The 25,877-nt window shown below is 73.6% G+C and carries 26 protein-coding genes and 1 pseudogene; 10 read left to right on the top strand and 17 right to left on the bottom strand.

Annotated elements, in window-relative coordinates:
* Nucleotides 1–126 precede the first annotated feature (126 nt).
* Together ACFV8H_RS00065 and ACFV8H_RS00070 are read right to left on the bottom strand one after the other, a co-directional pair.
* Nucleotides 127–336 (bottom strand): cold-shock protein, encoded by a 210-nt coding sequence (locus ACFV8H_RS00065; RefSeq protein WP_380395971.1) that lies wholly within the window; start codon nucleotides 334–336, stop codon nucleotides 127–129.
* Between the two features lie 259 nt (nucleotides 337–595).
* Nucleotides 596–1,549: a helix-turn-helix transcriptional regulator gene (locus tag ACFV8H_RS00070; protein ID WP_380395774.1), complete on the bottom strand. Its 954-nt coding sequence runs from the start codon at nucleotides 1,547–1,549 to the stop codon at nucleotides 596–598.
* A 400-nt stretch (nucleotides 1,550–1,949) separates the two neighbouring features.
* Between ACFV8H_RS00070 and ACFV8H_RS00075 the strand changes: the two genes are divergently transcribed.
* Nucleotides 1,950–3,191: a thioester domain-containing protein gene (locus ACFV8H_RS00075; RefSeq protein WP_380395775.1), complete on the top strand. Its 1,242-nt coding sequence runs from the start codon at nucleotides 1,950–1,952 to the stop codon at nucleotides 3,189–3,191.
* A 72-nt stretch (nucleotides 3,192–3,263) separates the two neighbouring features.
* Here ACFV8H_RS00075 and ACFV8H_RS00080 read toward each other — a convergent pair whose 3' ends face one another.
* The gene (locus ACFV8H_RS00080; protein ID WP_380395776.1) at nucleotides 3,264–4,361 is read right to left on the bottom strand and encodes a trypsin-like serine peptidase; all 1,098 of its coding nucleotides are present in this window, start codon (nucleotides 4,359–4,361) and stop codon (nucleotides 3,264–3,266) included.
* 146 nt (nucleotides 4,362–4,507) lie between these two features.
* Here ACFV8H_RS00080 and ACFV8H_RS00085 point away from each other — a divergent pair, with 146 nt between their 5' ends.
* A complete protein-coding gene (locus ACFV8H_RS00085; protein WP_380395777.1) occupies nucleotides 4,508–5,266 on the top strand; it encodes a serine hydrolase in 759 nt (252 codons plus the stop codon).
* A 51-nt stretch (nucleotides 5,267–5,317) separates the two neighbouring features.
* Here ACFV8H_RS00085 and ACFV8H_RS00090 read toward each other — a convergent pair whose 3' ends face one another.
* The 6 genes from ACFV8H_RS00090 to ACFV8H_RS00115 form a co-directional block, all read right to left on the bottom strand.
* Nucleotides 5,318–6,451, bottom strand: a complete 1,134-nt coding sequence (locus ACFV8H_RS00090) for an FAD-dependent monooxygenase (RefSeq protein ID WP_380395778.1) — start codon at nucleotides 6,449–6,451, stop codon at nucleotides 5,318–5,320.
* Nucleotides 6,452–6,498: 47 nt separating this feature from the next.
* Nucleotides 6,499–7,113: an ATP/GTP-binding protein gene (locus ACFV8H_RS00095; RefSeq protein WP_380395779.1), complete on the bottom strand. Its 615-nt coding sequence runs from the start codon at nucleotides 7,111–7,113 to the stop codon at nucleotides 6,499–6,501.
* A 3-nt stretch (nucleotides 7,114–7,116) separates the two neighbouring features.
* Nucleotides 7,117–7,482 (bottom strand): DUF742 domain-containing protein, encoded by a 366-nt coding sequence (locus ACFV8H_RS00100; RefSeq protein ID WP_380395972.1) that lies wholly within the window; start codon nucleotides 7,480–7,482, stop codon nucleotides 7,117–7,119.
* A 104-nt stretch (nucleotides 7,483–7,586) separates the two neighbouring features.
* Nucleotides 7,587–8,033, bottom strand: coding sequence for a roadblock/LC7 domain-containing protein (locus ACFV8H_RS00105; RefSeq protein WP_375895420.1), 447 nt, complete (start codon nucleotides 8,031–8,033; stop codon nucleotides 7,587–7,589).
* Nucleotides 8,033–10,945 (bottom strand): nitrate- and nitrite sensing domain-containing protein, encoded by a 2,913-nt coding sequence (locus tag ACFV8H_RS00110; RefSeq protein ID WP_380395780.1) that lies wholly within the window; start codon nucleotides 10,943–10,945, stop codon nucleotides 8,033–8,035. The genes ACFV8H_RS00105 and ACFV8H_RS00110 overlap by 1 nt, the downstream gene beginning before the upstream one ends.
* A 503-nt stretch (nucleotides 10,946–11,448) precedes the next feature.
* The gene (locus tag ACFV8H_RS00115; protein ID WP_380395973.1) at nucleotides 11,449–12,138 is read right to left on the bottom strand and encodes a FadR/GntR family transcriptional regulator; all 690 of its coding nucleotides are present in this window, start codon (nucleotides 12,136–12,138) and stop codon (nucleotides 11,449–11,451) included.
* 255 nt (nucleotides 12,139–12,393) lie between these two features.
* On the opposite strand from ACFV8H_RS00115, the gene ACFV8H_RS00120 reads away from it, so the two are divergent.
* The 5 genes and pseudogenes from ACFV8H_RS00120 (at nucleotide 12,394) to ACFV8H_RS00140 (ending at nucleotide 16,391) form a co-directional block, all read left to right on the top strand.
* On the top strand, nucleotides 12,394–14,163 hold the full coding sequence (locus ACFV8H_RS00120) for a 2-isopropylmalate synthase (RefSeq protein ID WP_380395781.1): 1,770 nt from the start codon (nucleotides 12,394–12,396) through the stop codon (nucleotides 14,161–14,163).
* Nucleotides 14,164–14,170: 7 nt separating this feature from the next.
* Nucleotides 14,171–14,680: a YbaK/EbsC family protein gene (locus ACFV8H_RS00125; RefSeq protein WP_380395782.1), complete on the top strand. Its 510-nt coding sequence runs from the start codon at nucleotides 14,171–14,173 to the stop codon at nucleotides 14,678–14,680.
* Between the two features lie 316 nt (nucleotides 14,681–14,996).
* Nucleotides 14,997–15,383, top strand: a pseudogene (locus tag ACFV8H_RS00130) (peptidoglycan-binding protein); the annotation flags it as partial.
* A 57-nt stretch (nucleotides 15,384–15,440) separates the two neighbouring features.
* Nucleotides 15,441–15,884, top strand: coding sequence for a hypothetical protein (locus ACFV8H_RS00135; protein WP_380395974.1), 444 nt, complete (start codon nucleotides 15,441–15,443; stop codon nucleotides 15,882–15,884).
* Between the two features lie 210 nt (nucleotides 15,885–16,094).
* Entirely contained in the window at nucleotides 16,095–16,391 is a 297-nt protein-coding gene (locus ACFV8H_RS00140) for a DUF1330 domain-containing protein (protein ID WP_380395783.1), read from the top strand.
* 54 nt (nucleotides 16,392–16,445) lie between these two features.
* Here ACFV8H_RS00140 and ACFV8H_RS00145 read toward each other — a convergent pair whose 3' ends face one another.
* The 3 genes from ACFV8H_RS00145 to ACFV8H_RS00155 all read right to left on the bottom strand — a co-directional run bounded on the left by ACFV8H_RS00145 (nucleotide 16,446) and on the right by ACFV8H_RS00155 (nucleotide 19,834).
* Nucleotides 16,446–17,120 (bottom strand): O-methyltransferase, encoded by a 675-nt coding sequence (locus ACFV8H_RS00145; protein WP_380395784.1) that lies wholly within the window; start codon nucleotides 17,118–17,120, stop codon nucleotides 16,446–16,448.
* Nucleotides 17,121–17,159: 39 nt separating this feature from the next.
* Complete coding sequence (locus tag ACFV8H_RS00150) at nucleotides 17,160–18,152, bottom strand: HEAT repeat domain-containing protein (protein WP_380395785.1); 993 nt, start codon at nucleotides 18,150–18,152, stop codon at nucleotides 17,160–17,162.
* A gap of 113 nt (nucleotides 18,153–18,265) precedes the next feature.
* On the bottom strand, nucleotides 18,266–19,834 hold the full coding sequence (locus ACFV8H_RS00155) for an MFS transporter (protein ID WP_380395975.1): 1,569 nt from the start codon (nucleotides 19,832–19,834) through the stop codon (nucleotides 18,266–18,268).
* Nucleotides 19,835–20,018: 184 nt separating this feature from the next.
* Between ACFV8H_RS00155 and ACFV8H_RS00160 the strand changes: the two genes are divergently transcribed.
* Both ACFV8H_RS00160 and ACFV8H_RS00165 read left to right on the top strand, forming a co-directional pair.
* On the top strand, nucleotides 20,019–21,011 hold the full coding sequence (locus ACFV8H_RS00160) for an Lrp/AsnC family transcriptional regulator (protein WP_380395786.1): 993 nt from the start codon (nucleotides 20,019–20,021) through the stop codon (nucleotides 21,009–21,011).
* Nucleotides 21,012–21,088: 77 nt separating this feature from the next.
* Nucleotides 21,089–22,453, top strand: coding sequence for a hypothetical protein (locus ACFV8H_RS00165; RefSeq protein ID WP_380395787.1), 1,365 nt, complete (start codon nucleotides 21,089–21,091; stop codon nucleotides 22,451–22,453).
* 54 nt (nucleotides 22,454–22,507) lie between these two features.
* Here ACFV8H_RS00165 and ACFV8H_RS00170 read toward each other — a convergent pair whose 3' ends face one another.
* The 5 genes from ACFV8H_RS00170 to ACFV8H_RS00190 all read right to left on the bottom strand — a co-directional run bounded on the left by ACFV8H_RS00170 (nucleotide 22,508) and on the right by ACFV8H_RS00190 (nucleotide 25,140).
* Nucleotides 22,508–22,987: an RICIN domain-containing protein gene (locus ACFV8H_RS00170; protein ID WP_380395788.1), complete on the bottom strand. Its 480-nt coding sequence runs from the start codon at nucleotides 22,985–22,987 to the stop codon at nucleotides 22,508–22,510.
* A 122-nt stretch (nucleotides 22,988–23,109) separates the two neighbouring features.
* Nucleotides 23,110–23,361 carry a DUF397 domain-containing protein gene (locus ACFV8H_RS00175; protein WP_380395789.1) on the bottom strand — a complete coding sequence of 84 codons (252 nt, stop codon included), beginning with the start codon at nucleotides 23,359–23,361 and terminating at the stop codon, nucleotides 23,110–23,112.
* Nucleotides 23,362–23,454: 93 nt separating this feature from the next.
* Nucleotides 23,455–23,934, bottom strand: coding sequence for an RICIN domain-containing protein (locus tag ACFV8H_RS00180; protein ID WP_380395790.1), 480 nt, complete (start codon nucleotides 23,932–23,934; stop codon nucleotides 23,455–23,457).
* Between the two features lie 139 nt (nucleotides 23,935–24,073).
* Nucleotides 24,074–24,262 (bottom strand): DUF397 domain-containing protein, encoded by a 189-nt coding sequence (locus tag ACFV8H_RS00185; RefSeq protein ID WP_380395791.1) that lies wholly within the window; start codon nucleotides 24,260–24,262, stop codon nucleotides 24,074–24,076.
* Nucleotides 24,259–25,140: a Scr1 family TA system antitoxin-like transcriptional regulator gene (locus ACFV8H_RS00190; RefSeq protein WP_380395792.1), complete on the bottom strand. Its 882-nt coding sequence runs from the start codon at nucleotides 25,138–25,140 to the stop codon at nucleotides 24,259–24,261. Before ACFV8H_RS00190 ends, ACFV8H_RS00185 begins: the two co-directional genes overlap by 4 nt.
* 100 nt (nucleotides 25,141–25,240) lie before the next feature.
* On the opposite strand from ACFV8H_RS00190, the gene ACFV8H_RS00195 reads away from it, so the two are divergent.
* On the top strand, nucleotides 25,241–25,723 hold the full coding sequence (locus tag ACFV8H_RS00195) for an ATP-binding protein (RefSeq protein WP_380395793.1): 483 nt from the start codon (nucleotides 25,241–25,243) through the stop codon (nucleotides 25,721–25,723).
* Nucleotides 25,724–25,877 lie beyond the last annotated feature (154 nt).

Raw genomic sequence — 25,877 nt, forward strand, 5'->3', positions numbered from 1 at the left:
GCTCCTTTTTTTTATACGCGCCTGGGGGGGGGGGGGGGCCGCGGGGGGGGGGGGGGGGGGGGGGGGGCCGGGGGGGCCGGGGTGGGGGGGGGGGGGGGGGGGCCCCCCCCCCCACTCCGGTGATCCTCAGTCGAGCGGGAGGACGTCCACGGCTTGCAGCCCCTTGGGGCCCTGCACCACCTGGTACTCGACCCGCTCGCCCTCGGTCAGGCTCCGGTAGCCGACCCCGATGATGGACGAGTAGTGGACGAAGGCGTCCGGGCCGGGGACGTCCGGCGTGATGAAGCCGTACCCCTTCTCGGCGTTGAACCACTTCACGGTGCCGAAGTTGACCAGGGCGCGCTGGCTCCGGGCGGACGGCGCGGCCGCCGCCCATCCCGGGGCGGCGGCCGTCAGCAGGGTGCCGAGGGCGAGCAGGGGAACGCACACCAGGGCTGCCGTGCGGGCACGAGGGGTGGGACGGGTCATCGCAGGTCTCCTGTCGGGGTCCGAGGGTCCGGGGAGCCGAGGCCGGGTCCGACCGGCTCCGCGGCCATGGTCGGGCGCGCTGCGGTCCGCTGCCCGGCGGCTGTGCGCCGAGTAGCCGTACGTACGGTCAGATCCAGTGCCGGTTCCGGGCGGCCAGCGCGGCCTGGAAGCGGTTCGGGGCGTCCAGGCGGCGCATCAGTGCGGCGACGTGGCCGCGGTAGGTCCGCAGCGACATGTCCAGGGCGCGGGCGCCGGCCTCGTCCTTGTCGACCCGGGCCATGGTCCGCAGCACCTCCCGCTCGACCCCGCTCGGCAGCCGCTCCCCGATGCCGCAGGACTGCGACCAGCGGCGCTCGAACAGGGCCAACAGGTGGGACAGCAGGCCCGGTTGGCGGATGACCAGGGCGCCCCGGGTGATGTCCTGCGGGTCGGTGGCCACCAGGGCGGTGCGGCGGTCGAAGACCACCATCCGTTCCAGCGGCGCGGCGGTGCCGCGGACCTCGGCGCCCTGTTCGGCCAGTTCGGTGGCGAAGCGGCTGATCCGGTGGCTGTCGAGGGCGCTGGCGTGCAGGATGGTCCGCATCCGCAGGCCGCGCCGCAGGTACTTGAGGTCGGAGGCCCGGACGGCGTCGAGGGCGGCGGAGATGATCGGCCCCGGGTGGGTGGTGAGCCGTTCCTCGCGGGCGAAGAAGGACAACTCGTCGACGCAGGCGATCACTTGGTCGATGCCCTCGACGTACCGGAGCTCGCCGCTCGGCCCCTGCCGCCCCGCCCGCTGGTCTTCCAGCAGGCCGTCCACCAGGTGGCGAGCGGAGACGACCCGCCGGATCTCGTCCTGGAGCCCGTCGAGCCGGCGCCGGGCCAGCCGTTCGACGGCGGCCCGCGGGTCGACGCCGTCGAAGGCGGGCCGGTCGTGCACGGCGGTCGCCAGGCCGAGCTCGCGGAGCCCGGTGACGGCGGCCCGGGCGGCGCCGTGGTCGAGTCCGCAGGCGAGGGCGATCGCGGCGATTCCGATGCCGGGGGAGCGCAGGAGCAGCCGGTAGACCGACTCCTCCCGGGCGCTGACGCCCAGTACTGCCAATGCGTTGCCTTCCACGCGGGTGCCCTCGGGTTGTCGAAGCGGAGAGGCAGCGGCCCGGGTCGGGCCGCCGCCGGACAGTGATCGTCCAACGGCGGCCCGGGCCTCCCCAGGGACCTCCGCCCCGAACGGGCGGGACCAAGGGCCCCGGGTGTGCAGGAAGTTGCGGCCGGGTGGTGCAGGCAGTGCCACCCGGGAACGGGCCCCGGCCGGGCCGGGCGCCGCTAGGTTTGTTCGTGTCTATAGGGAAACGCCCGAGGCCGCTCACCGTAGGTGCGGATGCCGGGTGGGCGGGCCGCCTGGCCATAGATCAGGCCTATGGGGCCATAGAGCGGGCCCCGGAACTCACACAGGAGAAGAACCGGCAGTGAAGTGGAAGTGCGCAATTCGCGCGGCAACCGTCGTGCTCGCGACCGGAGTGCTGGCGGTCGGGGGGCTCACGCCGACGGAGGCCGCCGCCGCGGACGGCCGTCCCCCCGGCCCCGGTGTGTACGCGACGGTCGTGGTGGCCCAAAGGCTCGCCGCCGGCGGTGGGTTCATCTCCTTCGACGGCAAGGAGGAGGGCGCCGAGGGCGGTCTGATGGCGGTGACGACCAATGATGACTCCGACTATCTCGCCTACTCCCTCGACGCCCGGAGCACGATGAAGCTCGACTCGCCCTACGACGTGGGCAGGTGGTCCGACGTGCCGACGTTGAAGGGCAATCCCGATGCGGGGAAGGTCAACTGGATCCTGCAGCACGGGTATCCGGCAGTCCCCGTCCGCAAGCTCCAGAAGCCGGCCGGCGGCACGCTCACACCGGCGGAGGCGGCCACGGCGACCCAGGCCGCCATCTGGCGCGTCACCAACCACGTCAAGGGGGTCCTGAACAGCCCCGTCCCCGACCGGCTCGTCGACTACCTCGTGTCGCAGGCCACCGATGTCGAGGAACCTGACGTCGCACTGTCCCTCTCCTCCGACACGGTGACGGGCGAGGCCGGGTCGCTGCTCGGCCCGATCAGGGTCACCAGCACCGCCGATGAGGTCTACGCGTTCCTCGACCCGGTGGCGGTCACGGCCGGTGCGGCGCTGACCGACCGGGCGGGAAAGGTCCTCTCGGACAGCAAGGGCACGTTGATCGACCCGGTCAAGAACGGTGACTCGCTCTTCGTGAAGGCCCCGACGGGCGCGAAGCCGGGCAGCGCAACCGTCCACGCGGCGGCCGCGGTACCGGTCAAGGGGGGCCTGGCGCTGGTCAGTCCGGTCAGCCAGCCCCTGATCCTCCTGCCCACCCACGTCAGGTTCCCCACCACCGCGAGCAAGGGAGTGAGTTGGACCGCGCCCACCTCCTCGCCCTCGCCCACCGCCACCCCGAGCCACTCGGTGAGCCCGAGTGCGAGCCCGACCACGACGCCGACCACGACGCCGAGCGCGAGCCAGAGCCCGAGCGCGACGCCAAGCGCGAGCGCGAGTACGGGGCCGAGCGCGGTCCCGAGTACCACCCCGAGCGGGAGCCCCTCGGCGACCCCTGGAGGTGCACTCGCGGCCACCGGGGCCGGGGGTGGCGTCCGGTTCGCGGCTGCGGCCGGTATCGGGCTGCTCCTGGTCGGCGGTGTGCTGGTCCTGCTCAACGAGCGCCGTCGGCGCCGTCGTTACGGCGCCTGAGCGCGGGGCGCCCCGGAGTGGGAAGTCGGCCGGTCCGACTTCCCACTCCTGACCTCACTCCTCCCGTACGACTCAGCCGTCGGCCCGGGCGCCCTGGGCGGCCTGGTACAGCGGTTTCGTGATCGCGGAGGTGAACTGCGGGCCGACCAGGTGCCGGGTGCACGAGGGGGTGCCGCGCTCGCAGACCTGGCCCGAGGAGTCGAAGAAGCCCGCCTGGGTGTTGTCGCCCACCACGGTGCCGATCCCGGCGGACGGGTCGAAGTCGGCGATGCGGGGACCGCCGCTGGAGCCGCCGCCCATGACGCAGGGGGCGCCCCACAGGCCCCGGGGCTCCGGGTGGTCCTTGGTGCCGGGGTACTCGAGGGTCTGCCCGGTGCAGTGGGCGAGCCTGGTCCCGATGAACTCGGGCAGGCCCGAGCGCGCGGGATCGCCCGAGGACTCCCGCGGATAGCCGAACTGGTGGACCGCGGCGTTGCCCGGCCGGTCGAAGCCGATGCGCTGTGCGGCGCCGACGGCGTCCTGTACGCGCCGGCCCTCGGCGTTGCGGTTCAGGACCAGGAACGCCTGGTCGTAGGCGTCGAACCGCAGGCCGTCCTGCTGGTCGTTGAGCAGCCAGGTGGTGTCGGCGATCCCGGCTCGGGCGACGAACTTGCCGTACGGGGCGAGGCCGTCGTGGTAGCCGGGGACGAACATCTCGTTCGACAGCCACTCGTTGTTGTCACCGAGGAGGTCGGTGCTGTTGACGCAGTGCGCCGCCGTGACGACGGTGCTGCGGTTCGCGCTGTTCACGACGGTGGCGGTGCAGCTCTCGTCCTCACCGTGGTTGGTGAAGAAGAGCCTGCCCACTGTTCTGCTCAGGGTGTCGGACCCGGTCCACGGGCCGCCGTCCGGGCCGCTCTTGGGCGGGTTGCCGGAGGACGGCTGGTTCAGGGCGGCCATCCGTTCCGGGGTCCAGTACGCCAGGACGGCCTGCTGCTGCGCGGTCGTGACCGCCGACGGGTGGACGGCGACCCGGCTCGTGGCGGCGCCGGTCGCCGGGTCGGCCGTCGCGCCGTTCACCGGGTCGGCGGCGGCGGGTGCGGCCAGCGCGAGCCCGGCGGCCAACACGACGGTCGTCAGGGCGAGGTGAGTGTGCGTCCGGTTCCTGGTCCGGTCATGTGTGGGTGACATGGACAGCACTGTAGGAACGGGAGGTCAGGTTCACGTCTGGGGAGCGTCTCATCCGTCCATCGATCACGTCAGGTTCCGCTGGGGAGCGTCTCGTTCGTGTATCGGCGGTCACCGGTTCCGGGGCGGACATCCCCTACTCTTCCTCCATGCTGTCTGTGGTGGTGGCCCCCTGGGCGGGCGACGCGGATCCGGTCCTGCTGCGCGCGCCGGACGAACTGCACGACGCCGCGAGCACGATGAAGGTCGCGGTGCTGGCGGCGCTGGCCCGCGGCGGGGTGGACCTCGACGCCGAGGTGCCGGTGGTGAACCGCTTCGAGTCCGTCGTCGGCGGGGAGTTCGGCAACGATCCCGACTGGGACAGCGATCCGCTGCCCTGGGAGCTGCTGGGCACCCACGTGCCGCTGCGGCTGCTGGCCGAGCGGATGATCACCCATTCCTCCAACCTGGCCACCAACCTCTGCCTGGCCCGCACCGACCAGCGGACGGTGGCCGAGGTGTGGCGCCGGGCGGGGGCCACCCGCAGCTCCAGCCCGCGCGGGATCGAGGACTACGCGGCGCGTGCGGCGGGCGTGCACAACCGGGTGAGCGCCCGCGACCTGGTCCGCCTGCTGCACTCGCTCGCCGACGAGCCGGAGTTGCTGGCGCTGCTGGAACGCAACGACTACCGGGTCGACCTCGCGGCCGGTGTCCCGCCGGGCACCCGGATCGCGTTCAAGAACGGCTGGGTGCCCGGCGCCCGGCACTGCGTCGGCCTGGTCCACCCGTACGACTGCCCGCCGTACCTGATCGCCGTCTGCTACACCGGCCCGCTCGCCGACGGCACCGACCGCACCGACCCGGCGGCCCGCCTGCTGGCCCGGATCTCGCGGGCGGTCTGGCAGCGGCGCAAGGAGATCACCCGTTGAGTCGCCGGTCCCGAGGCCCCCGGTCGGGGGCCACGGGACCGGGGGAGTGACTCAGTACGGCTGGACGAGGACGTGGGCGGCGCCGGGGATGCCGATCTTGAGGAGTTCGTCCTCCTCCGGGGTGGTCGGGGTGCCGGTCTCCTGCTTGAGGACGGCGCGGGACAGCGACTGCACCCACATGGCGCGCGGGCGGCGGCGCGCCTCCCAGGCGGTGAGGGCGGCCGGGACGTCGGGTGCGGCGTCGAGGCTCTCGGCGAGGACGAGGGCGTCCTCGACGGCCATCGCGGCGCCCTGGGCGAGGTGCGGGGTGGAGGCGTGGGCGGCGTCGCCGGCGAGGACGACGCGGCCGACGTGCCAGGGCTCCTCGACGGTGACCTGGGAGATCCGGGAGTAGACCACGGCGGCCGGGTCGGTGACCTGGGCGAGGGCCTCGGCGATGGGACCGCCGAAGCCGGCCAGCCGCTCGTGGAGCTGCTCGTGGGCGCGCTCCGGGTCCGGGCGGAAGTCCTCGGCCTCGGCGAACACCGAGCCCAGGTACATCAGTTCCTCGCTGATCGGGGTGAGCAGCGCCTTGGCCGCGAGGTTGCCGGTGGACATCACCACGCCCTTGACCTCGGGCGAACGGGGCAGGGTGACACGCCAATTGGCGAAGCCGGTGTACTCGGGGGCGTACGCGTCGCCGTACAGGCGCCGGCGCAGCGGGGAGCCGATGCCGTCGAAGCCGACGACCAGGTCGTAGCGGTCGTGGTGGCCGTCGGTGAGGATGACGTCGACCCCGGTGCCGTCGTCGGTGAGCTCCGAGATCGTGGTCCCGAAGCGGACCCCGGCGCCGGCCGAGGTGGCGGCGGCGGCCAGCACCCGGGCGAGGGCGGGGCGCGGTACGCCGTTGTTGGAGGGGGCGTCGCCCATCCGGGGCTGGGGGATCCGGGCGAGGGTGGTGCCGGCCGGGTCGCAGATGGTCAGCACCTCCCACTCGAAGCCGGCGGCGAGGCACTCGTCGAGCACGCCGATCTCGCGCATCACGTGCAGGGCGTTGGACGGCTGGATGATGCCGACGCCCAGGGCCTCCAGCCCGTCGCGCAGTTCGGCGACGTCGACGTGGTGGCCGCGCCGGGCGAGGGCGGTGGCGAGGGTGAGGCCGCCGATGCCGCCGCCGTGGACGAGGACGCGCAGGGGTGTGGTCATGAAGGGGTGCTCCAGAGTACGGGGCTCGAGCGGGGGCTCGAACGGGCTCAGCCGACGGAGGTGGCGGCGAGGTCCATCAGGTGGTCGACCAGGGCGAGCAGCAGGTCGCGGCCGAAGCCGCGTTCGCGCACGTCGCCGATCAGCATCGGGACCTGCGGGTCGAGGTCGAGGGCGGCCCGGATCTCCTCCGGGGTGCGGGTGTTGTGGCTGTGGAAGCAGTTGATGGCGACCACGAACGGGATCCCGCGGCTCTCGAAGAAGTCGATCGAGGCGAAGCTGGTGTCGAGCCGCCGGGTGTCGGCGATGACGATGCCGCCGAGGGCGCCGTTGACCAGGTCGTTCCACATGAACCAGAAGCGCTCCTGGCCGGGCGTGCCGAACAGGTAGACCACCAGCTCGGGGCTGACGGTGATCCGGCCGAAGTCGAGGGCGACGGTGGTGGTGTCCTTCTGGTCGACGCCGTCCAGGTCGTCGACGCCGACGCTGGCCGTGGTCAGGTACTCCTCGGTGCGCAGCGGGGTGACCTCGCTGACCGAGCCGACCAGGGTCGTCTTGCCGACACCGAAGCCGCCCGCGATCAGGATCTTGACCGCAGCGGGGGCGGCGGGGGCGGCGGGGGCCGCGGAGGCGGCAACGGGTGCGGGGGAGTGGGGTGTTGCCATGGTTTAGAGTCTCCGGAGTCCTTCGCGTACGGCCGTGAGCAGGCCGAGGTCCACGCCCCCGGCGGCGCGGGCGACCGAGAGGGGTGCCCGGGCCTTCAGCAGGCCCTGGGTGACGAGGTCGCCCAGCAGGATCTTGGTGACCGAGACCGGGAGGTCCAGGCCGGCCGCGACCTCGGCGACGGCGGCCGGGCGGCGGCAGCGGTCGAGGATCAGCCGGTGCTCGGGCTGGAGGCCGCGGGCGCCGGCGCGGCTGCCCCGCGCCAGGACCGCGTCGGCCTCCTCCTCGGCCGTGGTGAGCACGGTGATCAGGGTGAGGTCGTCGCGCTCGGGCGCGGTCCGGCCACGGGTGATGGTGTACGGGCGGACCATGACGCCGGTCTCGTCCTCGGCGTACGGTTCCTCCAGCTCGCTCCAGTGCGGCGTCCGGCCGCGGGCCCGAGGGTCCTCCTCGCCGGTGTGCGGCCCCACCCCGGTCAGCCCCGGGTCCGGGAGGCGAAGACGTCGAAGGACGCGGGGGCGCCCTCGGCGCGGGCCGGGGTGGTGAGCTTCTGGCCGACCTGCTGCACCAGGGTGTGCATGGCGACGGACATCACCTCGGCGTCGACCTCCTGGGAGGCGACCACGGCCAGGTGGGTGCCCTGGGCGGCGGCGATGACGAACAGCCAGCACTCGGCGAGCTCGACGATCACCTGGTGCACCGGCCCGCCGTCGAAGAGCTGGCCGACGCCCCGGGCGAGCGACTGCTGGCCGGTGGCCACGGCGGCGAGGCGCTCGGCGTCGGCGCGCTCGATGGTGCGGGAGTGGCTGACCACGAGGCCGTCGTCGGAGAGCAGGACGGCGTTGCGGGTCCCGGGCACCGAGTCGACGAGTCCGTCCAGCAGCCAGTCCAGGTCCTGGTGGGTGGCGATCGTGCGGTTCATCACTGGTCATCCGTTCGTGTGGTTCGGGGGTCCGCGGCCGGCAGGGCCCAGGGGGAGGGCGCCGACGCGGGGGCGGGGGGACCGGCGGGCAGGGCGGGGGGAGCCGGCGGGGTGGGGCGGGCGGGCAGCGGGTGTTCGCCGCTGTCCTGGGAGCGGGCGGCGCGGGACTGCCGCTGGAAGGCGCCGATGGCGGCGCCGGAACGGCGGACGGGCCGTTCGGCGCGCTCGGGACGCTCGGGACGCTCGGTGCGCTGGGGGTGCTCGGGCGTCGCGGCGGCGGGCTGCCCGGCGCCGGGTTGCCCGGCCGCCGGGTCGACCCACTCCTGCCGGGTCGGCGGGGGCACCCGCAGCTCGGCGGCCAGGCTGGCCTGGCGGACGCGCTGGGGCAGCGGCGGCTGGCCGCCCTCGACCTGGCTCACCGGTACGGCGGAGGGGTACTCGCGGTGCCGGCGCCGCTCGGCCAGCCGGTAGTGGTCGGCCGGGCGGTACTGCTCGTCGGCGTACGGGGCCTCGGCCTCGGTGACCCGGGCGTAGGCGATGTCCGGGTAGGCGGGGGCCTCTGGCGCGGGGGTGGTGGTGCCGGTGGCGGGCTGTGCTCCGGCCGGTGCGGCGGCGTAGGCCGGGGCCGGGTCGACGGGGGAGCTGTGCTGGATCGGCTGCTCGTACGATGCCGGCTGCTCGAACGGCTGCGGCTGCCCGTACGGCTGCTGCGCCTGCGCCTGCTCGTACGGTGGCGGCGACGCCTGCTGATGGGGCTGCGCCGGGAACGGGGCTTCCGGGTACGGGGCTTCCGAGAACGGTGGTTCCGGGAGCGGGGCTTCCAGCGGCCCCGGCTCCTGGAAGGCCGGGGCGACGCACTGCGCCGGAGCGACGGTCGCGACCGGTGCGCCGACGCCGGCCCCGAGGCCGGCCCCGCCGGCCCCCACCGGCAGCTGCTCGAAGGCGTCCACCGGTGCGACCGGCGGCCCGACCGCGACGGCCGGCTGCGCCGCCTCGTCGGAGGCGGAGCGCACCGCCCGGCGGGAGCGCCGGACCAGCGGGATGGGTTCGACGGGGGCGGCGTCCGGGAGTCCGGCGTCGCCGTCGATGACCAGCTCGTCGGGGACGAGCACGACCACCCTGGTGCCGCCGAAGGCGGACGGCCGGAACTCGATCCTGAGTCCGGTGAGCGAGGCGAGCCGGGCGACGACGTGGAAGCCGAGCCGGATGTCGTCGGCCCGAGCGAGCACGTCGGTGCGCGGCGGGCGGCTCATCAGCTCGTTGGCCGCGTCGTACTGTTCCGGGTCCATGCCGAGGCCGCGGTCCTCGATCTCGACCGCGAGGCCGCGGCCGACCATGGCGGCCCGGACCTCGACCGGGGTGGGCGGCTTGGAGAAGGTGGTGGCGTTCTCCATCAGCTCGGCGAGCACGTGGGCGACCGGCCCGACGGCCCGTTCGGAGAGCCAGGGGTGGCCCTCGACGTCGATCATGATCCGCCGGTAGTCCTGCACCTCGCCCTGGGCGGAGCGCAGTACGTCCAGCAGCGGGACGGGCTTGCGCCAGCGCCGCTGGGGCTGGCCGCCGGCCATGATGACGAGGTTCTCCTCGTAGCGGCGCAGGCGGGCGGTGAGGTGGTCGAGGTCGAACAGGCCCTCCAGGACCTCCGGGTCCTCGTGCTTGCGCTCCAGTTCGTCGAGCTTGCGCAGCTGGCGCCCGATCAGCAGCTGGGTGCGGCGGGCGATGCGCTGGAGCAGCCGCTCGAAGCCGCGGTGCTGGTCGGCCTGCCGGACGGCGGCCTCCAGGGCGGCGGAGCGGGCCAGGTTGAGGGCCTGGCCGAGGCGGGCGAGTTCGTCGGTGCCGTTGCCGTGCTCGCCGGTGGTGACGGCGCGGCTCGCGGCCTCGGTGTCGACCTGTTCGCCGCGGCCGAGGCGGTCGACCACCTCGGGCAGGGTGCGCTCCATCTCCTCGGCCTGGGTGTGGAGTTCCTTGATGCGGCGGCGCAGCGAGCGGCTGAGCCGCCAGGAGGCGATGACCACCGCGATGACGGTGATCAGGCCGACCACGGCGGTCAGCACGACGCGGGTGAGCAGGCCGAGGATGGTGCCCTTGCCGACCTCGACGATGGCGCCGGTGCGGGCCTCGATGGCCTTGACCAGCTGGGGGTTGAGCTGGTCGACGGCCTGGCGCCACTGGTCCTGGGCGGCGGGCAGTTTGACGGTGCCGTTGGACTCGGCGGCGGTGGGCCGGGTGAGCTGCTGCTCGACGGCGGTCTTGGCCTGCCAGGCGGGGCTGTTCATCAGCTCGTGCCAGGCGGCGGCCTCGCCGTCCGGGACGTACGGGACGACCTGGACGGTGAACAGGTGGTCCTGGGCGCCGATCAGCTGCTGGACCTGCTGGTAGTCGGCGGTGCTGAGCCGGCCGGTGGGCCAGCCGCGGGCCAGGACGGCGTCCTCGCGGGCCAGCATCTCCTTGGCCCAGAAGGAGTTGACCAGGGTCTTGGACACCCAGGTGACCTCGCCGGCGTCGACGTGGCTGAGCGCGGTGAACAGCCGCAGGTCGACGGCGATGAGGTCGGTGTAGTACGTGAAGACGGCCTGCTGGTCGAGGGCGCCCTTGTCGACGGCGGCCCGTTCCTCGGCCAGTTTGCCCATGGCCTGCCGGGCTTCGGCGACGGCGGTGCGGACGTCGTCGGGGGCGTTGTCGGCGGTCTCGCCGGACAGCGCCTGGAACTGGCGCACCGCGTCGTCGGTCAGCTGCCGCTGGTGGCGCAGCTGGTCGGCGTTGCTGCCGGGCCGGGCGAGCGCCTCGGCGCTGAGCCGGCGCTCCTCCTGGAGGTTGTAGTAGACGATGTTGGACGGCTGGCCGGCCTTCTGGGCGAGCATGCCCTGGGCGGCCTGGCGTTGGAAGTCGAAGACGGTCTCACCGCTGGTCACCGCCCAGAGGGCGACCAGGGCCAGGCTGGGGACGACGGCCAGGACGAGCAGCGCCGTCCGCAGGGACAGGCGTGGACGCCTGCGGGGGGTCTTCGGCGTCGGGGGCCGCCGATTCGCACGCGCGCGCAGAGCAGACTCCTTGGGACTTGCGGCCGGCCGGTGAGGGGCGGGCCGTCCGGGCACGGGCTTTTGACGAAGCGATACTAGCCATATCGTGTGATTGGAGTGAAAGCCCGTGTGCCACCTGCGTGGTGCTTGTGCACCAGCTGGACACAATGTCACCCCCGCGTTGACCGTTTGTGTCCGAAGCAGCCGGGTTTGCTCCTGCCTGACACAGTGTCGCTCCCACCTCGGGCCGTTGGGTGGCCGCGGTGTGAAAACTGTGTGACGCCCCCTCCGGAAGACGGCCGGCACCCGCCGGTGGGTTCAGCGAGGGCCGCCCGTTGGTGGGTTCAACGGGGAGCATCCGCCGGTGGGTTCAACGGGGCCGCCCGCCGCTGGGTTCAGTGCGGGCTGAGCAGCCGCGAGCGCGTCGACTCCAGCTCCGCCGCCAGCACCCGCCCCGCCGCCGCCGGATCGCCCTCGTGCAGCGCCCGCACCAGCTCCGCGTGCGAGTCGTACCCCTGGTTCGGATCCCCCTCGCGCAGGCCGAACAGTCCGACCAGGGCCACCAGGTGCTCCCGCAGCACCGGCGCGAACTGGGCGAAGAGGTCGTCCAGGACGGGGTTGTGGGCGGCGGCCACGATCGCCGTGTGCAGCGCGATGTCGGCGTCCACGAAGACCGCGTCGTCCGCCCCGCCGGCCGCCAGGCGCGCGGCCAGTGCCGCGTCCACGGCGGCCAGGTCGGTCTCCGTGCGGCGCTCGGCGGCCAGCCGGGCGGCCTGCACCTCGACCATCGTCCGCACCTCGTAGACGTGCGCCAGCTCGGCGGCCCGCAGCCGGGTGGCCCAGTCCCCGGCGGTCGGGTGGTCGGACGTCACGAACACCCCGGCGCCCTGGCGGGCACGCACCATCCCGGCCGCGGCGAGGGTGCGCAGCGCCTCCCGGACGGTGGAGCGGCCGACGCCCAGCTCCTTGGCGAGCGCGACCTCGCCGGGCAGCCGGCCGCCGACCGGCCACTCGCCCGACCGGATCCGCCGCTCGATCAGTTCGGCGGCCTGGGCGGCGAGGTGGGAGGGGCGGAGCGGGGGCATCGTCGTCACCTGTCAGGTTGTCTGAGGACTTCGGTCGTGGTTACTCTACCCGGCATGCAGCCGTGGAGCGCTCTCCTTCTTGGTGGCCGCAGCGGGGCGTGACCTGACCGGCACCCCGCTGCGGGGCGCCGTCCTGCCGGTCCCCGGAACCAGAGCGCGGGAATCCGATCCCGATCCCGATCCGATCGCGATCCCGATGATCCGATCCCGCTGCCCGGCTCCGGTACCCGAGTCGAGGACCCCCGAGGACGCCCGATGCGATTCCCGACCCTGCACGCCCCCGCCGGCCCCACCCCGGCCGACGCCCCCGCCTGGAACCCCCAGCGCGGCGGCGCCATGCCCTCCCACCGCTACCGCCCCGCCCACGAGCGGGTCCAGGTGCCCGCCCTGCTGCGCCGCTGGCCCGGCCGCCGCACCGAGCGGGCCCCGCTCTGGGTGCCCGTCGACCTGCGCGACGGCAACCAGGCGCTCGCCGAGCCGATGGACCCGGCGCGCAAGCAGCGGATGTTCGACCTCTTCCTGGCCATGGGCTTCAAGGAGATCGAGGTCGGCTACCCCTCCGCCAGCCGCACCGACTTCGCGTTCGTGCGCCGGCTCGCCGAGACGCCCGGGGCGGTGCCGGAGGACGTCACCGTGGTCGTCTTCACCGCCGCCCGGGCCGACCTGATCGACCGCACCTTCGAGGCCGTCGAGGGCCTGCCGCGCGTCCTCGTCCACCTCTACACCGCCACCGCCCCGCTGTGGCGGGACGTCGTCCTCGGCAAGGACCGGGCCGAGCTGCGGGCGCTGATCACCGCCGCCGCCGAACGGATGGCCCGGCTCGGGGGCGACCGGGACGGCCTGCGGTTCCAGTTCTCGCCCGAGGTGTTCAACCTGACCGAACCGGACTACGTGCTGGAGGTCTGCAACGGCCTGACCGAGCTGTGGGACGCGAGCCCCGACCGGCCGGTGGTCCACAACCTGCCGGCCACCGTCGAGATCGCCACCCCCAACGTCTACGCCGACCAGATCGAGTACCTCGACCGCCACCTGGTCCGGCGCGACAGCGTGATCCTCTCCGTCCACCCCCACAACGACCGGGGCACCGGCGTCGCCTGCGCCGAACTGGCCGTGCTGGCCGGCGCCCAGCGGGTCGAGGGCTGCCTGTTCGGCAACGGCGAGCGCACCGGCAACGTCGACCTGGTCACCCTGGCGCTCAACCTGCACACCCAGGGTGTCGACCCGATGCTCGACCTGTCCGACATCGACACGATCCGCCGCACCGTCGAACACTGCAACCGGCTGCCCGTGCACGAACGCCACCCCTACGCGGGGGACCTGGTGCACACCGCCTTCTCCGGCACCCACCAGGACGCCATCAAGAAGGGCTTCGCCCGGCACGCGCGGACCGCCGCCGAACTCGGCCTGCCCGAACGGGAGGCGCCCTGGTCGGTGCCGTACCTGCCGATCGACCCGGCCGACCTCGGGCGCGACTACGAGGCGGTGATCCGGGTCAACAGCCAGTCCGGCAAGGGCGGCATCGCCTACCTGCTGCAGAGCGCCGCCGGACTGGAGCTGCCCCGGCGGCTGCAGATCGAGTTCGCCCGGATCGTCCAGGAGGCCACCGACGACAGCGGGCGGGAGGTGACCGGCGAGGAGCTGTACGCGCTGTTCCGGGCCGAGTACCTGGACGCCGGCGCCGCCCGCGCCTGGCGGGTCGACGGCGGCCGGGCCGAGGTGGACGGCCGCCCGGGCCGCGGCGCCGGGCCGGTGGACGCCGTCGCGGACGCGGTGGGGGTGGAGGTGCTCTCCTTCACCGAGCACAAGGTCGGCGGCAGCCCGGACGCGATCGCCTACGTCGAGGCCCGGGCGGGCGACGGCGCGGTGGTCTGGGGCGTCGGACGCGACGCCTCGGTGCTCACGGCCGGCGTACGGGCGGTGCTCAGCGCCGCCGCCCGCGCCGCCGCCCGCGCCGCCGCCCGCGCGGCGTCCGGAATGGCTTCCGGGATGGCGTCCGGGGTGGCTTCCGGACGCGGAAAGGCGTGATGGGGCGATGAGTTCACCCCTTCCCGCACGAAGCGTCGCGGTCGCCGAGGCACTGGCGGCCGCCGGCGTCACCGGTGAGATCCTCGTCCTGCCCGACTCCGCCCGCACCGCGGCCGAGGCCGCTGCCGCCCTCGGCTGCGAGGTCGGGGCGATCGCCAACAGCCTGGTGTTCACCTGCGACGGCGAACCCCTGCTGGTGATGACCAGCGGCGCCCACCGGGTCGACACCGCCCACCTGGCGGCGGAGTTGGGCGCGGGCCGGATCACCCGGGCCTCCGCCGACCAGGTCCGCGAGGCCACCGGCCAGGCCATCGGCGGCGTCGCCCCCACCGGGCACCCGGCGCCGCTGCGGACCGTCGTCGACACCGCGCTGCGGCAGTACGAGGTGCTGTGGGCGGCGGCCGGGCACCCGCACACCGTGGTGCCGATGACGTACCAGGAGCTGCTGCGGGTCACCGGCGGCGCGGCGACGGCCGTGGTGCCGCCGGCGGAGCCGAGCGCGGCGGCCGACGACTGACGGCCGACGACTGACGGCCGGTAGCCGGGCTCGCAACGGCCCACCGCCGTCCCGGCGGTGGGCCGTTGCCGTGCGGCGCGTCCCTGGGACGGGCGGGACGCCCGGGGCGCCCGGGCCGCAGACCGGTCCCGGGGCGGACGGCGTCCCAGGGACGGGGAAGCGCTAGCGGGACGCCGTCGGCGGCTCCTAGCGTCTCCCCACGGCGGCCGGTCGCGGCCGACGGCCGTCCGGCGCCGCCGATCCCCTCTCCTGCGCTCCGCGCTCAGTCAGTCAGTGAGGAACCGTCATGAAACGCATCTCGGCCATCGTCGCCGCGATGTTCGCCGCGCTGCTCGCAGCCGTGCTCGTCGCTCCGGCCGCCCAGGCCGCGAGCTGGCCGCTGGTCCGCAACGGTGACCGCGGTGACAACGTCACCACCGTCCAGTACCTGCTGTCCGCCCGCGGCTTCGCGACCGGCGTCGACGGCGACTTCGGCCCCGGCACCGAGGGCAAGGTCAAGGCCTTCCAGCAGTCCGCCGGCCTGAACCCGGTCGACGGCATCGTCGGCGGCGACACCTGGTCCAAGCTGATCGTCACCGTCCGCAACGGCGACAACGGCGACGCCGTCAAGGCCCTCCAGGTCCAGCTGAACGCCCACGGCGCCGGCCTCGACGTCGACGGTGCCTTCGGCCCCGGCACCGACGGCAAGGTGCGCGCCTTCCAGCAGAGCGCCGGCCTCAACCCGGTCGACGGCATCGTCGGCCCGGCGACCTGGGGCGCCCTGCTCGGCGGTGGCGGCAGCACCGGCGGCTCCGGTGGCGGCAGCGGTGACAAGCTCAGCCAGTCGCAGGCCGCCTCGATCTTCTCGTCCGCCGGCATCACCTGGTCGTCCTCGGGCGGCTGCTCGGACCGCAACAACAGCAGCTGCACCTCCTTCGACGGCCTGCGCCGCGCCTCGGCCGACGGCGCCGTCAACTTCAAGCGGGCCAGCAACTGCGCGGTGAACATCACCGGTGGCACCGAGGCCGGCCACGCCAGCGGCACCTACAGCCACGGCACCGGCTACAAGCTGGACTTCGGCATCACGAGCTGCATCACCAACTACATCCACGGCAACTTCTCGCACAGCGGCACCCGCGGCGACGGCGCCGACCTGTGGACCGCCCCCTCCGGCAACATCTTCGCCAACGAGGGCAGCCACTGGGACGTCACCTTCATGAACTGACGCCTGCGGAGCGCTTCCTGAGCGGCGCACCCTGCTGGGGCAGGGCCACCGGACTCCCTCCGGTGGCCCTGCCCTGTCGCGTTGGGCGCGACCTGGTACCCGGGCGCGGCCTGCCGGACCCCGCCCGCAGGGCGCCGTCCGCGACGGCGGACACTGGGGTACGGGCCGTCCACCGGGTCGGCCCCTTCGCACAGTTGACGAGGAGCCGACGTGCCCGCCCTGCTCATCCTGAACTACGACGTCACCGACCCCGAGCGCCTGGAGGCCTACCGCCAGGGCGCCGCCGCCGTCCTGCTGGGCACCGCGGAGCTGGTCGCCAGCACCGACCGCACGGTCCACCTGGGCGAGGGCGGTCGCCCGCCCGGCGGCAGCCACACCGTGGTGCTGCGCTTCGCCGACGCCGAACAGGCCCACGCCGCTTACGCGTCGGACGCCTACCGGGGCCTGCTGGAGGAGCGCCTGGCGGCCACCGTCCCGTTCACGGCGATGATCGTGCCCGCCCTCTGACCCCTCCCTCCGACCCGTTCCTTCCTCGGGCACCGCACTGGGCACCGCGTCCGGTTACCGCACCCGGCGGACGACGGTGAAGCCGTCCCAGCCCTTGGCGCCGACCGTCTGGAGCGCCGTGGCCTCCAGGCGGTCGTCCGCGGCGATGTCCGCGAGGACGGTGCGCACGCCCCGGACCCGGTCGTCGTCGCTGTCCGGGTCCGTGACGGCGCCGTTGCGCACCACGTTGTCGATGACGATCACGCTGCCGGGGCGGGTCAGCGCCAGGGAGGCCTTCAAGTAGGCCGGGTTGCTGGGCTTGTCGGCGTCGATGAAGACGAAGTCGTACGGCTCGGTGCCGGCCTCGACCAGCTGCTCGGCCGACTTGAGCGCGGGGCCGGTGCGGATGTCGACCCGCTCGGCGACGCCCGCCCGGCGCAGGTTGTCGGCCGCGACCGCGGCGTTCTGCGGCTCCAGCTCCAGGGTGGTGACGTGGCCGTCCCGGCCGACGGCGCGGGCCAGCCAGATGGTGCTGTACCCGGCCAGCGTGCCGAACTCCAGCACCCGCCGGGCGCCGCTCATCCCGCACAGCAGGGCCAGCAGCTTCCCCTGGTTCGCCGCGACCTCGGCCTGCGGCATCGTCGTCGCCCCGCCGGACTGCCGGGCGTGCACCAGCGCCTCGTCCTCGGGGACGAGGGTGTCGACGAAGTAGGCGTCGACCTCGCGCCAGGCCTGTTCGGATGCGTACATGCCGTCGTTCCTCCCCAGCGGTGGTCCCGGCCGCTCGGGTCAGTCGGCGAGCCAGGCGAAGTCCTCAGGATGGCGCATCTGGTGCAGGCAGACCAACAGCCCGTTCCTCTCGTCGAGGTCCTCGACGGCGTCCAGCCAGGGGACGGCGGCGAGGAGTTCCACCAGGTCGTCCGTGACGGTGGTGTCGAGGAAGGCGTCGAGGTCGGCGGGTATCGGGTCGTCCGTCAGGCAGAGCCAGGCGAGGGCGGCGCCGACCCGGACCTCCGGCGGGCGGGCCTCGTCCCGCCACCAGGCGTGCATGGCCTCGGTGGTGGCCGGATCGCGCGTCTCCCAGGCGAGTTGACCGAGCGCCAGGACGAGGGAGGCGCGTACGGCCGGATCGTCTTCGACGGCGAGGCGCCCGCGCAGCACGGCCGCGACCACGGGCGCCGGGGGCGGAACGACCGCTGCGGCCTGGGCGACGGCGTGGCGAACCTCCGGGTCCGGGTCGTCCAGCAGATGGAGCAGCAGCGCCGCATCCGTGGCCACGGCCGAACGGGCCGCCTCGATCGACCGGTTGGCCAGGCTGCCGGCCTGCTCGTACCGGGGCCGGTCCGCCGGGAGGCCGACGCGCAGCAGGCCGCCACGCGTCCCGTCGCCCCACGGCATCCGGTGGGCCACCGACGCCGTCAGCCGCACCAGCGAAGCGCGGTGCCGGGGGTGGGCGAAGGCGATGCGCAGCAGGAAGGGGACGGCCAGGGCGCCGGCCGTGGAGGTGCCGCCCTGGTGGGCGAGGCTGTTCCACAGCGTGGAGAGGGCTCCCTCGGAGGCCCTCGCGTCACCCAGGCGGACGGTCTCCAGCAGGGCGGGGACGTCCTGGGCCGAGCCGTAGGCGTGGTCGAACCGGGCCCAGGGCACCGCGTCGTAGCGCAGGTCGTCCTTGACGACCCGCGGTATCGCGGCCACCACCGGGCGCACATCCTCACGCTCGGGCAGCGTGCCCGCCCAGCCCTTCGCGGCCGGTGCCGAATCGTCGGTCTCGATCCACCCCACAGCAGTTCCCCGTCCCGCAGACCCGTTGGTGCACACCCTTCCTAACACGTGCCACCGACAACCCGAGGGGGCTGCCGGTGGCGAAGGTGGTGATGATTGGGGATCGCGCGGCGTCAGGGCGCGGGCACCGGCTCCCGGTCGGTGGCCGGGGCGGTGCGCGGCGCCGGGGTCCGGGGCGGCGCCGGGCGGAGCAGGACGGCGCAGGCGAGGGCCGCCAGCAGGGCGAGCGCGGCCGCGACGACCAGGCAGAGCCGCAGGCCGTCCAGGAAGGAGCCGCTGAGCGCCGTCAGGGCCTGGCCGGTGGCCGGGCCGAGGTCCAGTCCGGCGACGGCGCCGAGGCCCTGCTCGCGGGCGACGTCGACGACGTGGCCGGCGGTCGCCGCCGGAACCCCGGCGTCCGTGAGCCGGCCGGGCAGGGCGTCCACGGCCCGGGTGGTCAGCAGGGCGCCGAGCACGGCCGGGCCGAGGGCGCCGCCGACCTGGCGGAAGGCGTTGTTGCCGGCCGCGGCCATGCCCGCCAGGTGGTGCGGGACGGCGGAGACGGCGGTGGCGGTCATCGGGGTGAGCACGGCGCCCAGGCCGAGCCCGAGCAGCAGCAGCCGCCAGGCGATCGAGCCGAAGGAGGTGTGGGCGTCGAGGTTCGTCAGCGACAGCAGTGAGCCCGCCGTGACGACCAGGCCGGAGGTGATCAGGACCCGGGCGGACACCCGGTGCATCAGGCGCCCGACGGGCAGGCTGGCGGCCAGCGACGCCCCGGTCACCATGACCATCCGCAGCGCCGCCTGGAGGGTGGTCAGGTGCTGCACCAGGCCGAAGTACAGGCTGAGCGCGAAGAAGAAGCCGATCAGCCCCAGGAAGCTGATCATGGCGACCAGCGAGGTGGCGGTGAAGGCCGGGCTGCGGAACAGGGCAGGGTCGATCATCGGACTCGCGCTGCGTCGCTCCACGGCGACGAAGACGACCGCGGCGAGCGCGCCCAGCACCAGGGCGGCCACGGTGGCCGGCTCGCCGAAGCCGTTCGCGCCGCCCTCGATGACGCCGTAGACCACGGCGGTGACGGCCACGGCCGCGCTGACCTGTCCCGGCCAGTCGAGCCGACGGCCGTGCGGGGCGCGCGAGTCGGGCAGCAGGAACGCGGCGACGGCCAGCACGACCAGCGACACCGGGACGGGCAGCAGGAAGATCCAGCGCCAGGCGACGTGGTCCAGCAGCACACCCGCGATCAGCGGCCCCACGGCCAGCGAGGCCAGCAGGGACATCGCCCACAGCCCGATGAACTTCCCGCGCTCCCGGTGGTCGGGCACCGCGTGGCTGATCATCGCCAGCGTGGTCGGCAGCAGCGCCGCCGCGCCGAGGCCGGAGGCGGCCTGCCCGGCCCACAGCACCTGGACGGAGTCGGAGCCCAGCGCGACCGCCGCGCCCACCGCGCACAGCGCCATGCCCGCCTGGAACACCCGCTTGCGGCCGTGGACGTCGCCGACCACGCCGGTGGTCAGGATCAGCGCGGCCATCGGCAGCACGAACGCGTCCGACACCCAGGACAGTTGGGCCGTGGTGGCGCCGAGCGCCCGCTGGATCGCGGGCAGGCTGACCGACACGGTGGTCACGGGCAGGTAGGCGACGAAGACGCCCAGGCAGGCCATGACGAGGGTGACGCCCCGTCCGGTCCTGGGGCCTTGCATCGTTGCGGAGTTCACGGAGGTCGTCCTTCGGCTGCGGGGGGTGCGGGGGGTGCGGGGGGTGCGGGGGGTACGGAGGGTACGGAGTCGCCGACCAGCTTCACCCCGGCGGGTGCGGGATCCCCGAACGATCTCGGAGGACGTTGCGAAACATCCATTCCGGTGCCGCCTGTGTGATGATTCCGCCATGCCCGACGCCCTGGACCGCACGATCATCCACGGACTCCACTACGGTCCGCGGGTCCCCTTCCGCCGCCTCGCCGAGGTCATCGGGGTGTCCGAGCAGACCGTGGCGCGCCGCTACACCGCGCTGCGCCGCAGCGGGGTCCTGCGCGTCGTCGGCCTGAGCTCCGCCGCCGCCCACGGCCGGGCCGAGTGGATCGCCCGCCTGCGCTGCCGCCCCGACGCCGTGGGGCCGCTCGCCGACTCCCTCGCCCGCAGGCCCGACGTCGCCTACGTCGGCATCGCCTCCGGCGGTTCGGAGATCAACTGCATCATCCGCTCACCGGCCGGCACGGGCCGCGACGACGTCCTGCTGCGGCAGCTCCCCAAGGCGGCCTCCGTCCTCGACATGAGCGTCGACCTGCTCATCCACCCCTTCGGCCCCGAGCGCGCGGGCGGCTGGACCGGCGGCGAGGGCTCCCTCACCGAGGAGCAGGTCCGCCGGCTCGCCGGGGAGCGCCCCGCCCCCGTCGGCCCCCCGCTCACCCCGACCGACGAGGACCTCCCCCTGCTGACCGCCCTGGCCGAGGACGGCCGCGCCTCCCACACCCGTCTCGCCGAGGTCACCGGCTGGTCCAAGCCCCGCGTCGCCCGCCGGATGGAGGCCCTGGAGTCCTCCGGCTCGCTGGTCTTCGACATCGACACCATGCCGGAGCGGCTCGGCTACGAACTCAACGCCACCCTCTGGCTCCGGGTCGACCTGTCCGGGCTGCACCGCATCGGCGAGGAGATCAGCCGGCACGACGAGGTTGCCTTCGCCGCGGCCGTCAGCGGCCGGCACAACATCATGGCCGTCGTGTTCTGCAAGGACACCCCGGACTTCTACCGCTACCTGAGCACCCGCCTCGCCCGCATCGAGGGCATCCGCGGCTACGAGATCAGCGTCCGCGTGCGCCGCCTCAAGCAGGCCGCCTCCCTGATCCACCACGGCCGGCTGATCCACCCGGCCCTGGCCTGACGGGCAGCCGGGAGGCAGGGAGCCGGGGCCGGGGCCGGGAGCCAGGGGCTGTCCGTGGCGCCTCCTAGGGTGCCCCGGTGAACGTTGATGATCTTCAGTGGCAGCTGAGCCACCACGGCGGCGTACCGCGAGAGCTCGTGGCGGCCCTGCTCGAACGGGGCTGTACGGAGCTGGTGGCGGAGGCGGCGCGGGAGCGCGGGGACTGGTGCTGCGCCGAGGGCGTGGTGCGGGAGCTGTGTGCGGCCGGGGAGTTCGGGCGGGCCTGGGAGGTCGTCGAGCCGTTCGCGGCGACCGGGTGGCAGCCCGCGGTACGGGTGGGCGCGGACGTCCTGCTGCGGTGGGGGCGGATCGGGCGGGCGTTGGAGCTGGCCTGCCCCGCCGAGCCGGCCGGGGACGGGTTCGACGAGGCCCGGGCCTGGCGGGACTACGCCGAGGTGCTGATCCGGGCCGGCGGGGTGGAGGCGGCGATCGAGGTCCTCGGCCGACGCCTGGGCAACGGGTGGATGTTCGAGGCGCTGGTCGAGCTGACCGAGGGTCAGGGGTGCGACGGGCCGGTGCTGGAACTGCTCGACCGGCTCGCCGAGGAGTGCCGGCGGGACCCTGAGCGGTGCGGCGGGCGCGGCCCGTGGGCAGGACTGTCCGCACGGGCCCGGGTCCTGGCGCGGTCCGGCCGGGAGGAGGAGGCGATCCGGCTGCTCGGCGAGGCCGTGGCCGCCCGACGGTACGAGTCGCGGAACGACGTCGAGCTCTACGCCGGGCTGCTGGCCCGGCGCGGGCGGATCGACGAGTTGCGCGAACACGCCGGCACGGACACCTTCGCCGCGCTGCGCCCGTACGTGCGGGGCTTGGAGGAGGCGGGCAGGCCCGGGGAGGCGGAGGCGTACCTGCGCGGCCGGATCGCCACCTCGACCTACGCGGGGCACTACGAGAACGCGCTGCTGGAACTCCTCGTGCGCCAGGGCCGGTTCGAGGACGCGGTGGCGGCGGTGGCGCACACCTTCGACAACCTCCACGACGGGAACCGGCTCCAGTCGGTGCTGCTCCTGCTGGCCGAACACGGCCTGCACGAGCGGGCGTTGGAGCTCACCGTGGGACGAAGTCCCGAATTCCACGCCGAGAACGACGAGTTCTGGCTCCGGTCCAACCGGTGGTGGCTGATGGGGGAGTCCGGCCGCAGCCGGGAGGCCATCGCCGAGATCGAGGCACTGCCACCGGCGGAGGTTCACGACCGGGAGTCCACCATCGCCTGGCTGCTCGCCCGGGACGGGCGGCTGGACGAGGCGATCGCCCGGCTGCGCCCGCTGCTGCCCGGGAGGGGGGCCGCGCGGGACCTGGCGGGCCTGCTGGTGCGGCAGGGTCGGGACGCCGAGGCCCTCGCCGCCGTGCCGGGGGTGGCCGCGCAGCGGGAGGAGGCGCGGAACTTCTGGACGCGACGGGGCTGAGCGCGATGGCGCCGGCCTGCCGGTGGGCGCGGCGGGCCGGGGCCGGGTGAATCGTTACTTCTCGTAGGTGGTCCACTGCTGGTTCGAGGTGCCGATCGACAACTCGGTGGTGACGGGCTGGTCCGCCCCGTTGGCCTGGAGGACGTAGTCCTGGTACTTCGCGCTGGCGATGGCGGTGGCGTCCACGCTCGGCTCCACGATCCAGCGCTGGGCCAGGTCGCTCGGGTTGCAGGCCTTCTGGGTGACGGGCTTGCCGGGACCCTTGGCGGCGATGCACTTGCCCCAGTGGTTGCCCTTGATGGTGTAGCTGCCGTCACCCAGCGGCGAGAACGTCCAGATCTGCCAGGTGAGCGCGGCGTCGCGGGTCCAGACGTCGCCGCCGAGGTACTCGTCCAGGTTGGTGCTGTCGCTCTGCACCTGGAGGGAAGCGGTGACCGGGACGGCGGCGGTGGCCGTGTCGCAGTTCAGGACGGCGCCGCCGGTGAGGGAGGCGGTCGCCACGAGGGTGGCGACGGCCTTCTGGGTGATGCGCACTGCTTCTCCTAGTTCGAGGGGTCGGCGAGCCCGGGGTGGGCCCGCCCGGCCGCGAAACTAGGGGTGCGAGGGAAGTCGTTTGTGGACGACTCGATGAGGGTAGGCCAACTGGTTCCGACGTTTCACTGGGACAGCGCAGCAGCGGCGGTCGCGAGGGTGAGGAAGGACTGCCAGGCGGCTGGGGTGAAGCTGAGGTGGGGGCCGCTCCTGTCCTTGGAGTCGCGGACCAGGACGGCGGTGGTGGTTTCGGCGACCTCGACGCACGCGCCGCCTTCGTTACTGCTGTGGGTGCTCTTGCGCCAGGCAATCTCGACGCATTCGCCGCCCTCGTTGCCGCTGTGGCTGCTCTTGAACCAGGTCGGTTCGCTGCTCATGTGGTCCCCCCGGTCGGTGGGATGGCGCGGTCGGCTCGACGGTACGGCACCGGCCCGCCGCTGGGTAGCGGCGGGCCGGTGCCTGCGGGGGCGTCACTTCACGTAGGCGGTCCACTTCTGGTCCGAGGTGCCGAGCGCCAACTCGGTGGTGGCGGGCCGGTCCAGGCCGTTCGCCTGGAGGGCGGTGCCCAGGTACTTCGCGCTCGCGATGGCGGTGCCGTTCACGCCGGGGTCGAGGTACCACCGCTGGGCGAGGTCGTTCGCGTTGCAGGCCTGCTGGGTGACGTTCGCCCCGAGGCCGTTGCTCACGAGGCACTTGCCGTAGTGGTTGCCCTTGACGGTGTAGCTGCCGTCGCCGAGCGGCGTGAGGGTCCAGGTCTGGTAGGTGAGGCCGGGGTCCCGGGTCAGCATCGTGGCGCCGAGGTACTCGTCCAGGTTGGTGCTGTCGCTCTGGGCCTGGAGGGAGGCGGTGACCGGCACGGCGGCCGTGGCGGTCCCGGAGTTGAGGACGGTGAGGCCGGAGAAGGAGACGGCCGCCGCGAGGATCGCGACGGCCTTGTGGGTGATGCGCACTGCTGCTCCTGGATTCGAGGGAGTCGCGAGCCCGTTCGGTCGGGCCCGCTCAGCCGCGAAGCTAGGTGGGTGGCGGTGCGGTTCGTCCGCAGCTCGGGAGGTGTCGGCCCGAGTGGTCACGGTGTTTCACCTGGATGGGTCAGACCTCGGTGGCGGCGGCGAACGTCACGAACGCCTGCCAGGCAGCCGGCTCGAAGGCCAGCTGGGGGCCGCTCTTGTCCTTGGAGTCACGGACGCGGACGGTGCCAGGGGTCTCGGCGACCTCGACGCACTCGCCACCCTCGTTGCTGCTGTAGCTGCTCTTGAACCATGCCGACTCGGTGCTCATCGTTCTCCCAGGATCTTCTCGATCAAGGCCAGGGTCTCTTCGGGGCCATGTGCCTGCGCCCTGAGGATGTTGTAGCGCGCGTTCATGATCTGGACCTCGTCCGGATCGCTGATCAGCCTACTGCTCGTCTGCACCTCGATATAGCCGTGCTGGGGCCGACCCTTGGGCGTGATCAGAATGAACGGCCCACCCATTCCCGCGTGCTCGGTCCGGTCCAACGGCAGTACCTGGATGACCACTCCGCGCATTCGGCCAGCGTGCAGGAGGTGGCGCAGTTGGGCCGCGTGCACGTCCCACCCGCCGAGCGGCCTGCGCAGCACGCTCTCGCAGATCACCCAGCTGAACATCCCCCGAGGCCAGCGGGTCAGGACCTCCTGGCGCGCCAGTCGCGCCGCAACCCGCATCTCGATCACCTCCTCCGAGAGGGGAGGCTGCCTCATCGCATACACGGCTCGGGCGTGCGCCTCGGTTTGGAGAAGCCCCGGGATTCCGAGCGTGGCGAAGAAGTGCGATTCGATCGACACGTCCTCCAGGCTCACGTAGTCCCGGAACCAGGCCGGGTGTCGGACTCGGGCCTTGGCCTTCGCGCTCATCACGTAGTTCCGCGCAATGGCCAACAGGCCGCCGGCGTTCAGCTCCTTGTCCAGGGCGATCAGCAGCTCCGGTTGTGGAGTGCGTACGCCCCGCTCCACCGATCGGATCAACTGCTCGGTGTACCCGACGCGTTCGGCGAGTTGCTTCTGGGTGAGGCCGGCGCGCTCCCGCAGGATCTTGATCTGCTTGCCGATCGCGCAGAGGAAGTCCGAAACCTCCGTCAGGTCCTCCGGCAGTTCCGTACGGATGTCCTCGCCCGACTCGCTCTTACGAACCGTGCCCACAGTGACCACCCCAAACAAAAGCTGTCCGCACCTGTACAAGCACTCTCTGTGCTCACCGGACCCATGGTCAGCGTACGTCCGCCCCGCCACGCTTTCTCCCATGACGACCGAAAAGCCCCTCGACAGACCGCGCCGCCACACCACCGTCCACACCGCCACGCCCAAGGGCGCCGCGCTGTGCCGACGCCTCGCGCGGCGTCAACTCGCCTGCTGGGGGCTGAACTCGACGCACACCGATCCGTTCCACTTCGCGCTGTTGATCGTCGCGGAGCTGGCCGCCAATGCCGTCCTGCACGGACGCGTTCCGGGGCGCGGGTTCGAGCTGCACCTCTCCCTCACCACCACCGCGCGCCGGGGCACCACCCTTCGCATCGAGATCAGTGACCCCAAGGGCGACAGGCCCCCCGTCCTGCCCACCGCCCCCACGCCGCACGCCCAGTGCGGCCGGGGCCTGCTCCTCGTCGCCGCTCTCAGTGACCGCTGGGGTGCCATCCCCCGGCACCCCAACTCCAAGACGGTGTGGGCCGAACTCGACCTCGCCGATGTCGCCGCCACCGATGTCGCCGCCCCCGATGCCACCTGAACCCGGCCATAGCCGGACCCCCGGTACCTCGCGCTCGTGAACCAGGAGGAGTGGGGGGTGGGGGCCCCCCGGGTGCCCCACCCCCGCCGCCGGGGGGGCCCCGCGACAGCCCGGGGGGGGGCGCCGCCAGGGGGGGGATATTACAAACTGAAGC

The sequence above is a fragment of the Kitasatospora sp. NPDC059827 genome, assembly GCF_042731675.1.
Classification (GTDB): Bacteria; Actinomycetota; Actinomycetes; order Streptomycetales; family Streptomycetaceae; genus Kitasatospora.